The sequence below is a fragment of the Sorangiineae bacterium MSr12523 genome (assembly GCA_037157775.1).
In the GTDB taxonomy this organism is placed as follows: domain Bacteria; phylum Myxococcota_A; class Polyangia; order Polyangiales; family Polyangiaceae; genus Pendulispora; species Pendulispora brunnea.
This window is the reverse complement of the sequence record CP089982.1, coordinates 3,356,873-3,370,629: the sequence shown is the minus strand read 5'-3', so window position 1 is coordinate 3,370,629 and position 13,757 is coordinate 3,356,873. Positions and strand designations below refer to the sequence as shown.

General features: G+C 68.1%; 2 protein-coding genes (1 of these 2 cut by a window edge). Both read right to left on the bottom strand.

From position 1 onward, the window contains the following. Positions 1 to 850: the 5' end (the start) of an SDR family NAD(P)-dependent oxidoreductase gene (locus tag LZC95_13730; protein WXA97889.1), read on the bottom strand. It extends 17,705 nt beyond the left edge of the window; the window shows 850 of its 18,555 coding nt (coding positions 1-850); its start codon is at positions 848 to 850; the stop codon falls past the left edge of the window. Further along, complete coding sequence (locus tag LZC95_13725) at positions 840 to 13,757, bottom strand: SDR family NAD(P)-dependent oxidoreductase (protein WXA97888.1); 12,918 nt, start codon at positions 13,755 to 13,757, stop codon at positions 840 to 842. The genes LZC95_13730 and LZC95_13725 overlap by 11 nt, the downstream gene beginning before the upstream one ends.

Below are 13,757 nucleotides of genomic sequence, written 5' to 3'. Positions count from 1 at the left end.
CATCGGAAAGCCGCTCGAGCAGCAGCACGCCGGCCCCTTCCCCCCAACTGGTGCCATCGGCCTGCGCCGAGAACGCCTTGCACCGCCCGTCCGGTGCGAGCGCACGCTGGCGACTGAACTCGATGAACGCGGCCGGCGTGGCCATCACGGTGATGCCGCCCGCGAGCGCCAGCGTGCATTCCCCTTGCCGCAACGATTGACTGGCCAAATGAATCGCCACCAGCGACGAGCTGCACGCCGTATCGATGCTCACGGCCGGCCCCTCGAACCCAAACGTGTACGCAATGCGTCCCGTCGCCACACTGGCCGTGCTGCCGAGCGAAACGTGCCCCTCGAGCTCCTCCGGCGTCTGGAGAAGCCGCGCACCGTAGTCCTGGTACACGGTGCCGACGAAGACGCCCGTCGGACTGCCCTGGAGCGACCCGGGATCGATCCCCGCGCGCTCGAACAGCTCCCAGGTCATTTCGAGCAGCACGCGATGCTGCGGATCGATGGTCAGCGCCTCGCTCGGGCTGATGCCGAAGAACGAGGCATCGAATCGATCCGCGTCGTAGAGAAAGCCACCCTCGCGCACGTAGCTCTTGCCCTTGGCGTCCGGATCGGAATCGTAGAGCGCGCCCACGTTCCATCCGCGCTCTTCGGGAAACCCGGAGACCGCATCGATGCCGTCTCGCAGCAGTTCCCAAAGCTCCTCCGGCGTGGATACCCCCCCGGGGTATCGACAGCTCATGGATACGATGGCGATGGGCTCGTCGTTCTTTCCTTCGAGCTCGCGCAAGCGCTCTTGGGTCTGCGTCAGCTCCTGCGTGACCCGTTTGAGGTACTCGAAGAGCTTGTCCTCATTGCCCATGGTTCGTTCCAGGCTTTCCCAATGTTTGGTCGATGAAGGCGAAGAGTTCGTCGTGCGTAACGTCTTGCGCGAGCCCAGGCGCAGGCGCGGCCGGACCCGGATCGGCATGGACGACATGGAACTGCGCGAGCAGCGACTTCAATCGCGCGGCCACCTCGGAGCGGGCGGCGTGCTGCGGTTTCAAGACGGACAGCAGCCCTTCCAGTTTGTCGAGCTCGTGGAAGATCGGTACCTCCGGCGCGGCATCGCGCGGAACGAGCTCCGTCTTCAGGTACTGCACCAACGCCGAGGGCGTGGGGTGGTCGAAGAGCAACGTGGTGGGCAGACGAAGCGACGTCGCCAGACCGAGGCGGTTCTTCAGATCGACGGCCATGAGCGAATCCAAGCCGAGCGCTTTGAGCGGGCGATCCGTTTCGATGGCCACGGGCGACGCCACGCCGAGCACGGCCGCGGCTTGCTGCCGCACCAGTTCGAGCAACGCGTGCTCTCGCTCCGCCTCGGACAGCACGGCCAAACGCTCTTTGAACGACGACGCACGCGCATCCGGCGAGGGCACATGCCGCGGAGGCACGGCACGGAGGCTTCGCAGGGGCCGCAGTCGCGCGGGCACGAGAAGCGCGTCAGGCTGGGCCAGGGCGGCGTCGAAAAGTGCCAGCCCTTCCTCGTTCGAGAGGGCAACGAGGCCCAGCGCGTCGAGCCGCCGTTGGTCCGCGGCGAGCAGGTGCGAGGTCATGCCGCTTTGCGTGGCCCACAACCCCCACGCCAGCGAGGTGGCAGGCAGCCCGCGCGCGCGGCGGTGATGGGCCAGCGCGTCGAGAAACGAATTGGCCGCAGCATAGTTGCTCTGACCGGGGCTGCCCAACACCCCTGCGAGCGACGAGAAGAGGACGAACGCCGATAGATCGAGGTGTTCCGTCAGCTCGTGCAAATGGACCGCCGCGTCGACCTTGGCGCGAAACACCCGCGCGATGCGTTCGTCGGTCATCGACGGAAGAACACCATCGTCGAGCACACCGGCCGCGTGCACGATCGCGGTCAGGGGATGCTCGACCGGGATGCCAGCGAGGAGCTCCGCCAGCGCCTCGCGATCGCCAACGTCGCAGGCGCAAAGGGTCACCTCGGCTCCGGCCGCCTCGAGGACACGCGCGCGCTCCAAGGCCCCCGGAGCCGCCGCGCCCTGACGCGAGGCGAGCACGAGATGGCGAACACCGTGCCTCTCGACCAGGTGCTGCGCCAAGGCCATCCCCAACGTGCCCGTGCCCCCCGTGACGAGCACCGTGCCGCCGGCATCCAGGGGACGCGGCACGGTGAGCACGATCTTGCCGACGTGGCGGGCCTGGGCGACGAAGCGAAACGCCTCGGGCGCCTGACGCACGTCCCACGCGGTCATCGGCAAGGGTTGCAGCACGCCCCTTTCGAAAAGGGCCAAGAGCTCCGCCAGCATGCGACGAATGCGCTCGGGCCCCGCGTCCATCAGCTCGAACGCGGTGTAGACGACGCCCGCATGGGTCGCGGCAACGGCCGCGGGATCGCGCATGTCCGTCTTGCCCATTTCGACGAAGCGTCCCCCGCGAGGCAGAAGCCGCAGCGAGGCATCGACGAATTCGCGCGCGAGGCAATCCAGCACGACGTCGACGCCGGCGCCGCCGGTGACCTGCAGGAACTGCCCCTCGAAGTCGAGCGTGCGCGACGACGCGATGTGCGCATCGTCCAGGCCGAGCGCGCGCAGGGTGGCCCACTTGCTCGGACTCGCGGTGCCGAACACCTCCGCGCCCAGGTGCCGCGCGAGTTGGACGGCGGCCATCCCGACCCCACCCGCCGCCGCGTGGACGAGCACGCGATCGCCCGCTTCGAGACGACCGAGATCGACCAATCCGTAATAGGCGGTCAGAAAGACCACGGGAACGCTCGCAGCTTGCGCGAACGTCCATTGGGCGGGCATGCGCGCCATCAAGCGATGGTCGGCGACGGCCATGGGGCCGAACGCGCGTCGGAATAGCCCCATCACGCGATCGCCCACGGCCAGCGATGGCACGTCGGGCCCGACCTCCGTGACGATGCCGGCGCCCTCGAGCCCGAGCGGTCCCGCCTCCCCGGGGTACATTCCGAGCGTGGTCAGGACGTCTCGAAAATTGAGACCGGTCGCACGCACGGCAATGCGGACCTGCCCCGGCGCGAGAGGGACATCGGCATCGGGGTGCGCCACGAACGCGAGATCTTCGAACGTGCCTTTGACCGGCGCATCGAGGTGCCACGCAGGCATGTGGCTCGGCACGGAGAGACGCGCACCCGGGCGGATCCGCGCGAGCCGCGGCACGTGGGGCACCCCCGCACGAAGGGCAAGGCGCGGCTCACCGCGGCCGAGGACATCGGGCAAGGCGCGACGCGAAGCTTCGTCGCCGTCGATGTCCACGATGGCCATCGCACGATCGGGATGCTCCGCGAGCAGGGCACGAACAAATCCCCAACAGGGCGCGTGGATCCGATCGAGCACGTCCTCGTGGGGATGGACGGCCACCGCGCGACGGGTGACCACCACGAGGCCGTGTGAGGCCAGACGAGCATCCGCAAGCCACGCCTTCACGAGCCCCAGAAGGCGCTGGGTGGCTTGGTGCACCGTCGGCGGATCGTGCGCCTCCTCGGCCATCCACGACGTGACGAGGAGCTCGGGAACAGCCTCGCCCCGCTCGAGCGCGCCCTCGACGGCCGCAAAGTCAGCGTAACGTTGGGACGCGCCCATCCCGAGGGGATCGGGCCCGAGCTGCGCCCAAGCGCGCGGCGATCCGGCGGGCATCTCGAGCACGGTCCAGTCGACGCGATGAAGCGACTCGTCGTGGGCTGCGCGCTCGAGTCGATCGAGCGACATCGGGCGCGTCACCAGGGCATCGACCGAGGCAATGGGTTCGCCCGAAGCCGCGAAGATCTCGAGCGACACGCTCCCCGCTTCGGCGCGCGCCGAGATGCGCACCCGGAGCGTAGAGGCGCCCGTCTGGTAAAGGGAAACCCCGTTCCAGGCGAAGGGCAGACGGAGCTCCCCCGAGTCCCGAACGGTATCCCGCGCGAAGGCGTGGAGGGCCGCATCGAGCAACGCCGGGTGAAGCGCGAAACTGTGCGCGTCCCCCTCGGGGAGCGACACGTCCGCGAGCCATGTGCCGTCGTGCGTCCATGCCGCGCGAAGGCCTCGAAACGCGCCCTCGTACGAGAAACCTGCCTCGGCGAGGCCCGCGTAAACATCGGCGACGTCGACGGCGACGGCCCCCGCCGGAGGCCACGCGAGCGCTTCGAGCGGCGGAGGCGCCGCAGCGGCGGGAGCCAGCACGCCCGCGGCATGACGGAGGAAGGGCGCATCGTCCGGTGCGTCTTCGGAACGGGAATGCAGCACCAGAGAACGACGTCCGCCCTCGTCGAGCGGCCCGAGAGAGAGCTGAAGGCACACGGCCCCGCGTGCGGAGAGCACGAGCGGCGCTTCGAGGGTCAGTTCGTCGATCCGCCCGAGCCCCACGCGATGCGCTGCGGCGTGGGCCAATTCGAGAAACGCCGTGCCCGGAAGGAGAACGGTGCCCCGAACGGCATGCCCCGCAAGCCAGGGATGCGTCGCCAGGGAGATGCGCCCCGTGAAGAGCCATCGATCGCCATCGGCGAGCGCCACGGCCGTACCCAGAAGCGGGTGCTCGGCCGGGGCCAAGCCCGCGGAGGCGACATCGGCCTCGCGGGGTGCATCGAGCCAATAGCGCTCCCGCTGAAAGGCGTACGTGGGTAGCAGGACGTGCTTGCCCGAAAAAGGCAGCACCTTTCGCCAGTCGAGCGGCAGTCCGTAAACATGAAGTTCGCCGAGCGAAAGAAGGAAGCGCTGCAGATCCCCTTCCTCGCGGCGCAGGGAGCCCACGACGGCGCCCGCATGCTCGGAGGCGTCGAAGCCTTGCTGCAGCGCCAACGTCAGGACGGGGTGTGGACTGGACTCGACGAAAAAGCGATACCCATCCGCGAGGAGCGTGGCGACGGCGTCCGCGAAGCGAACCGTGTGCCGCAAGTTGCGGTACCAATACAGGGCGTCGAGCTCGGAGCCCTCGAGCCGCTCACCGGTGAGCGTCGAGTAGAATGGGACGTTGCCAGGACGCGGGCGCACGTCCGCGAGGCGCGAGAGAAGCTCGTCCCGAATGGCTTCGACCTGCGGGCCGTGCGACGCGTAATCGACCCGCACCTTGCGCGCGAAGACGCCGGCCGATTCGAGCCCGTGCAGAAGCCCGTCCACGGCATCGGTCTCCCCGGATATCACGGCGGATCGCGCACCATTGATGGCCGCGATCGAGAGGCGATCGCCCCATGGCGCGAGCCACTCCGCGAGAGACTCGCGCGGAAGATCGACAGCCGCCATGGCCCCCTTTCCCGACAGAACGGCGAGAGCCTGGCTTCGCAACGCGACGATCTTGGCCGCATCGTCCAACGAAAGCGCACCGGCTACACACGCCGCGGCGATTTCGCCCTGACTGTGCCCCACCACGGCATCGGGCCGTACGCCCATCGATTCCCACAGCGCCGCGAGCGAGACCATGACGGCGAACAGAACGGGCTGCACGACGTCGACGCGATCCAGCGACGGTGCGGAGTCCTCTTCCTGGAGCACCGAGAGCAGCGACCAATCGACATGCGGAGCCAGAGCTTGCGCGCAAGCGTCGATTCGCTCGCGGAACACGTGGGACTCTGCGAGCAGGCCGCGCGCCATACCGGCCCATTGCGATCCCTGTCCGGGAAACACGAAGGCGACCTTCCCCTCCGCACGGGCCTGGGCGACGACACTTCGTGACGAGATCTGCCCCTCGGCCAAGCCGCGAAGCGCATCGAGCAACGCACCGCGATCCGACACGGCGACGGCGGCACGATGCTCGAAGTGCGCCCGCCCGGTGGCCAATGCATGGGCAACATCGGCGAGCGGCAGCTCCGGATGGGTCGAAAGGTGCCCCAGCAGCCTCTCGGCCTGAGCGCGCAGAGCCGTTTCGCTCTTCGCAGACAAAAGGAACGGAGATGCAATTGCATCTTGTGTCGCAGTTGTATCTTCGCTGCCGGTGGGCGCTTCTTCGAGAATGAGGTGCGCGTTGGTGCCACTGATTCCGAACGAAGAGACGCCGGCGCGGCGCGGACGTTCCGCACGGGCCCAAGGGGTCGTGGTGTGGAGAAGGCGCACGGTTCCCGGCGACCAATCGACGTGGGGCGATGGCGTCTCGACGTGCAGCGTTTTCGGCAATGTGCCGTTCTGCAGGGCGAGCACCATCTTGATGACGCCACCGACGCCCGCCGCGGCCTGCGTATGGCCAACATTCGACTTGAGGGTCCCCAGCCATAGGGGATTTTCGGGCGTGCGCGCCGAGCCATAGGTGGCTTGAAGGGCTTGCGCCTCGACGGGATCCCCGAGCGGCGTCCCCGTACCGTGCGCCTCGACGGCGTCGACATCGGCGGGCGAGAGGCGCGCATCTTCGAGGGCCAGGCGAATGACCCGCTGCTGGGCAGGACCGTTGGGTGCGGTGAGTCCCTGGCTTCGGCCATCTTGGTTGATCGCCGAACCGCGAATCAACGCCAGAATGGGGTGCGCGTTCGCGCGCGCATCGGAGAGCCGCTCGAGCAGCACCATACCGACGCCCTCGCCCCAACTCGTACCGTCGGCGTCGGCCGAGAAGGCACGCGCACGACCATCCCGCGCCAGCGCGCGCTGGCGGCTGAACTCGATGAAGTTCGCGCTGGTCGCCATCACCGCCACACCGCCCGTCAAGGCAAGAGAGCATTCACCGTTGCGCAGCGCACGGCAGGCGAGATGAATCGCCACCAACGAGGAACTACAGGCCGTGTCGACCGTGATGGCGGGCCCCTCGAGTCCAAGCGCGTACGCGACACGGCCCGACGCTACGCTCGCCGCGCTACCGATTCCGACGTAGCCCTCGAGGGCGGATGGCGCCTGGAGCAAACGGGCGCCGTAATCGCTGTACATCACACCGACGAAGACGCCCGCACGGCTGCCGTGGAGTGACGTGGGGTCGATGCCCGCGCACTCGAGCGTCTCCCACGCGATCTCGAGCAGCAAGCGCTGTTGCGGGTCGATGCAGAGGGCTTCGCGCGGGCTGATTCCGAAGAACGATGCATCGAATCGATCCGCGTCGTGGAGAAACCCGCCCTCGCGCACGTAGCTTTTGCCTTTGGCGTCCGGATCGGGATCGTAGAGCGCCTCCGCGTTCCATCCGCGTCCCTCGGGGAACGACGAGATGGCGTCGGTACCGTCGAGCAGCAATTGCCAGAGATCGTCGGCGCTGCGGACCTGGCCCGGATAGCGGCACGCCATGGACACGATCGCAATGGGCTCGGCCGCGAATTCCGGGAGCACCGCGCGCGCGGGCGCCGACGTTTCCGTCCCGAGGAGACCATGCTGCAGCCGGCGTGCGAGCGCGATGGGCGTGGGGTGATCGAAAAGAAGTGTCGCGGGCAGCCGCAATCCGGTGGCCGCGCTCAGGCGATTTCGCAACTCGACGGCCATGAGCGAATCGAGCCCGAGCTCCTGCAAGGGACGATGGCCCTCGATGGTGCTCGCCCGCACGAGCCCGAGAACGGAGGCCACCTCGGCGCGCACCTTCTCGAGAAGGACGGACTCCCGCTCCTTTTCCGTCAGTCCGGCGAGCCGGTGCGCCCAGTTTTCCGGCGCGCCAAGGCCAACGCTCTCGCGACTGGCGCGATGGCTGCGACGGGCCACGGTCGGGGCCAGGCGCCGGAGGTCGAGGTGCGCGAGCACCAACGACGGATCATCGCGCCCCAGCGCCTCGTCGAACGCGCGCAACGCGTCCTCCGTGGAAAGCGGGGCAATCCCGCTGCGGGCCATGCGGCGAAGATCCGCCTCGCCGAGATGCGACGTCATCCCGCTGCGCGCGGACCAATAGCCCCAGGCCAGCGAAGAAGCGGCAAGTCCCTGCGCTTTGCGGTGATGGGCGAGGGCGTCGAGAAACGCGTTGGCCGCCGCGTAATTGGCCTGCCCGGCGGTGCCGAGCACACCAGCCACCGAGGAAAAAAGGACGAACGCGTCGAGGTCGAGCTCGCGCGTGAGCTCGTGAAGGTGCAGCGCGGCCAAGGCCTTGGGGCGCCAAACGCGCTCGGTTCGCTCGGCATTCAGCGACAGCAAGGCACCGTCGTCGAGTGCCCCTGCGGCGTGAACGACGAAGGACAACGCGGGCCCAATCGACGCGAGTAGACGCTCCAGGGCTGCGCGATCGGCCACGTCGCATGCGGCCACGGTCACGCGGGCGCCGTAAGCCTCGAGCTCGCGCACCAACTCCGCCGCACCGGGGGCCGAAGGGCCCTGCCGTGAGGTGAGCACCACGTGGCGCAGGCCATGCACGGTGACGAGATGCTTTGCCACGAGCGCGCCCAAGGTCCCCGTCCCGCCCGTGATGAGGGCCGTTCCCCCCGTGCGCAGCGGCCGCGGAGTCGTGAGGGTCGCGGGCGCGGCCGCTCGCACGATGCGCGGAACGCGAAGCTGGCCTTCGCGGAGCGCGAGCCGTGGCTCCTCCGAAACGAGCGCCGCGGGCAGCGCCGCACGCGATGCCTCGTGGTCATCGATGTCGAGCAAGATCAGCGCGCGATCGGGGTGCTCCGTTTGGGCCGTCCGCACGAGGCCCCAAAAAGGCGCGTGCGCCAAATCGAGAACGTCTTCTCCGGGACCGGTGGCAATCGCGCGATGGGTGAGCACGACCAAGCGGCTCGAAGCGAGGCGCTCGTCCGAGAGCCAGGCTTGGAGAAACTCGAGCAGCCGGCACGTCTCCCGATGCATCTCCTGCGCGTCGTGCGCACCTTGCGAGGTCCACGACGTGACGACGATCTCCGGTACGGGCGCATCGAGCTCGAGCCGCCGCTTCAGCGACGCGAGATCGTCGCATGCCTCGACCGGGCGCGCCGGGATCTCCGTGTTGGGGATCACCGTCCACTCGAGGCGGTACGAGGCATTCCGGCGCGAGGCCGTCGAGCGCCGCAACGTCAGCGACTCGATCGAGGCCACGGGAGCGCCCGAAGCATCGGCCACGCGCACGGAGAAGGACTCTCCTTCACCCGGCGACAGCTGCACACGCAAAGCGGAAGCCCCGACCCCGTGCAGGGTGGCGCCCGCGAACGAGAATGGAAGCGCCACCTCGCCGGCGCCACCGCGCGAGGCGGCGAGGCTCTGAAGCGCGGCATCGAGCAACGCCGGGTGCAGCCCGAAACGCACGGCATCGGTGCCCTCGGGAAGGGCGACTTCGCCGAACACCTCCGGACCGCGCGTCCACACCGCGCGCAGGCCTCGAAAAACGCCGTCGTAGGCAAGGCCCGATGCCGCGAGATGCTCGTAGAGCCCCTCGAGATCGCACGCGACGGCCTGCGCGGGTGGCCAGGCCCGCAGATCGAACGAGGGCGGCGATGCGGCATGCGTCAGCGTGGCCGTCGCGTGGAGCGTCCAGGTATCGCCGTCCTCGCGCGCATGCATGGAGAGCGAACAGCACCCCGCTTCGTCGGGCGCGCCGAGCGAGAGCTGAAGCTCGACGCCCCCTTCGACGGGAAGCGCGAGAGGCGCCAGGATGGTCAGCTCTTCGACGCGCGAAAACCCCGCGCGGTGCGCCGCCGTCTGCGCGAGCTCGAGAAACGCCGTACCGGGCAAAAGCGTGGTGCCTTCGACCACGTGCCCCGAGAGCCACGGCTGCGCGCGATGCGCGAGGTGCGCCTCGAAGAGCCACCCGCCACCGGCGAGCGGAACGCCCGAAGCCAGCAGCGGATGCTTCTCCGACGCGCCGTCCAGCCAATGGCGTTCGCGCTGGAAGGCATACGTGGGAAGCGGAACGAGGTCTCCGCTAGGAAGACACTTCGTCCAATCGAGGGGCGGCCCCTTCGCATGAAGCTCGGAAAGCGAACGAAGAAACCGCCGCAAATCGCCTTGATCGCGCGCGATCGACCCCACCACCGCAGCCTCGAGCTCCGCCGCCTCGACGGTCTGCTGCAAGGCAAAGGTCAGCACCGGGTGCGGGCTCACCTCGATGAAGAAGCGATGCCCGTCGGCGAGCAATGCCCGGGTCGCATCCTCGAAGGCGACCGTGTGGCGAAGATTCCGATACCAGTAGCTCGCCCCGAGCGCCTCCCCCTCGAGCCGCTGGCCGGTGACCGTCGAGTAAAGCGGAATCGTGCCCTCGCGCGGGGCCACGGACCCGAGGAGCTGCAAAAGCTCGCCCTCGAGGCCCTCCACTTGGGCGCCGTGCGATGCGTAGTCGACACGCACGCGGCGCACGAAGATCCGCGCGCCCTCGAGCTCGCGCAAAAGGCTCTCCATGGCCTCGGGCTCGCCCGATACCACGCACGACCGCGGCCCATTGATGGCCGCAATCGAGAGCCGCGCGCCGAACCGCGCCAGCCGCGGCCCGAGCTCCGATGACCCCAATTCGACCGCGGCCATGGCGCCTTGGCCTGCGAGACGGCCGAGCGCACGACTGCGCAAGGCGACCACCTTGGCCGCATCCTCGAGCGACAGAGCGCCCGCAACATAGGCCGCCGCGATCTCGCCCTGACTGTGACCGACCACGGCATCGGGGACGACTCCCGCCGATTGCCAAAGCGCCGCCAACGAGACCATGACGGCAAAGAGCACGGGCTGCACGACGTCGACCCGTTCGAGCGACGGAGCCCCCGGTTCGCCGCGAAGCACCGCCAGCAGCGACCAGTCGACGTGCGGCGCCAAGGCGCGCGCACACGCTTCGAGTTGCGCTCGAAAGACCTCGGACGTCTCGAGCAGCGATTTCCCCATGTCCGCCCACTGGGAGCCCTGCCCCGGAAAGACGAAGACCCGTCGGCCCTTCGTCCTGGCCCGCCCCAAAACGACGTTCGTCGCCGGCTCGCCCTGGGCCAATGCGCGCAGCGCATCGCGCAGCTCGTCGCGATGCTCCGCGAGGATCATGGCCCGGTGTTCGAAGTGCGTCCGCGTCGTGGCCAGCGAGTGCGCGAGGTCGGCCAGGTCGAACTCCGGGTGCGCATCGATGTGCGTGCGCAGCTGCGCGGCCTGGGCGCGCAATGCCTCTTCGCTCTTGCCCGAAATCGGGAGCAGCACGAGTCCGTTATCGCGCGTGATGTTCGCGCCCCGCACGTAGAGCGCGCCCAGGGTATCGAGCATCACCTGGCGCTCGTCCTCGTTGCGGCGCAACGACGGCAACGTGACACCGGCAAGACCGGCACAGCGCAAATTGGATTCGATGGCCGGCAAGAGCAACGGGTGCGGACTCACCTCGACGAAGGTGCGGTGCCCATCGCGCGAAAGGCAGTCGACGGCCTTCCCGAACCAGACCGCATCGCACAAGTTCCGAACCCAGTGGCGGACGTCGAAGGATTCACCCTCGAGCCACGAGCCGGTCACCTCCGAGGCAATCGGAATCGCGCCCCGCATCGGCTTCACACTGGAGAGCGCCTCGAAGAGTTCGTCGCGCAGAACGTCGAACGCGGGCGAATGGCCGGCCACGTCGATGGCCACGCGGCGGCCGAAAACATTTCGGCGTTCGAGGTCCTCGAAAAACGCGTCGAGGGCATCGGCGGCGCCGGCAACCACCGTCGAATCCGCACTCTGTTGAATGGCACAGAAAAGGCGTCCCTCGTAGGCGAGCACCTCGCGGGATGCGTCCTCCCACGACAACCCCACGAGGCCCATGGCGCCCGTTCCCTGGAGTCGCCGGAGGGCGCGCCCGTAGACGCATGCAATTCGCATGGCATCTTCGAGGCTCAACACACCTGCTGTATGCGCCGCGGCGATTTCGCCGATGCTATGCCCCACCACCGCGGCCGGCTTCATTCCCCACGCGCGCCAAAGCGCGACGGTCGCGATTTCGACGGCCACGATGGCCGGCACGCCCACGTCGATGCGATCGAGCTGCGAGGCCTCGACGCCAGCGGCCAGCTCATCGAGCAGCGACCAGCCGAGATGCTCGCGGATGACGCCGCCGCATCGCTCGAGGGTGGCGCGGAACGACGGTTCACGGCGCAGCAGCGATTGGCCCATACCGAGCCATTGCGAACCGTATCCTCCGAAGACGAACACGGGGCCGGGCTCGTCACTCGCCTGCCCGACCGACACGCCCGCGCCCTGCCCCTCGAGGAAGTCGCGCAATCGCCCTGCGAGCTCTTCGCGGGAATGCGCCGTCAGGGCCAGCCGATGCTCGCCGTCCAGCGGCGCCATCGGCCCGGTACACCGGCCGTCGATCCATGCCCGCACACGCGCGTGCAGCGCGTCCGGCGTTTCCGCGGAAAGCCTGAAAAGCTGCGCGCGGGGCGCCGGCCCTTCCGAAAGCACGATATGGCAATTCGTTCCCCCGAAGCCGAACGAACTGACCCCCGCAACGAGCGGCCGATTCATGGAGGGCCACGGTCCGAGGGCCTGCTGAACCCGCAGATTCAGCTCGTCGAACGCAATGTGCGGGTTGGGCGTCTCGAAATGGAGGCTCGGCACCAGCCGCCGATGCGTGATGCACAACGCGGCCTTGAGCAGCCCCGCAATCCCCGCAGCGCCTTCCAGGTGCCCGATGTTGGTCTTGATCGACCCCACCTGCAGCGCCCCCTCGCGCCCCGGCGCAGTACCGAGCACGGCGCCCAGCGCGGCCGCTTCGATGGGATCCCCCAACTGCGTGCCCGTGCCGTGCAGTTCCACGTACTGCACCTCGGCCGGGGCCATGCCGGCGCGGTCGTATGCGAGGCGCAGGACCTCCTCCTGGGCTCGCGGATTTGGCGCGGTTAAACCATTGCTGGCGCCATCGTTGTTCACCGCGGAGCCGCGAACGACACAATGAATCGTGTCACCGTCGGCAAGGGCACGCGACAGCGGCTTCAACACGACCATGCCCCCGCCTTCGCCCCGCACGTACCCGTTCGCGCGGGCATCGAAGGTGAAACAGCGCCCGTCCGGCGAAAGCGCCCCGAACTCGCCCACACCGATGGCGCTTTCGGGGACGAGGTTGAGATTCACGCCACCCGCCAGCGCCAACGTCGACTCGCCACGGCGCAAACTTTCACACGCGAGGTGCACGGCAACGAGCGACGCCGAACACGCCGAATCGATGGCCATGCTCGGGCCCGCAAGGCCGAGTGCGTACGACACCCGGTTCGCGATGATGCTCCGATGATGGCCCGTCACCGTATGCTGGGTGATTCTCTCGCCATGCCGATGAAGAAGGTGCGCGTAGTCGCTCCACACGGCCCCGACGAAGATGCCCGTTCGCGTGCCGGCCAATCCCGCGGGCACGATTCGCGCATGCTCCAGAGCCTCCCAGACGAGCTCCAACGCGAGTCGCTGCTGCGGGTCCATGGACGCGGCTTCCCGCGGCGAAATTCCGAAGAACGCGGCATCGAATTGGTCGACCTCGTCCAAGAAACCGCCGCGCGCAATCGCATCCACGGATTCGGCAGATACGGAGGTCGAATCCCATCGCCCGGCGGGCACTTCACGGACGGCATCGACACCGTCACGAAGTGCACACCATAATTTTTCCGGACTCGACGCCTGCGGGAAGCGACACGAGAGACCGATGATCGCGATCGACTCATCGTGCGGATGTCCGTCCGTCACCGACGCCGTCGCGGCCGTCATCTCGCCATCGCTGCCCGACAGATAACGTGCCAGCGCCGAAACAGTCGGATATCGCCAAATCAGGACAGGCGACAGGCGCCTATCGACGATACCCGCCAACTCTGTCACGAAACCGGTTGCGGCTTTGGACTCTAATCCATAATCGACGAATGAACCTTCGAGGCTAATCGATGTCGCATCGACTCCGCAATACTTTGCGAGTAGATCTCTTATCAATTCCGTAAGGCGCGACAGTCGGGAAGAATCGGCCTCGGTCAAGGGCGGGCTGTTTGCAGCGTTGGGGATCGTCAT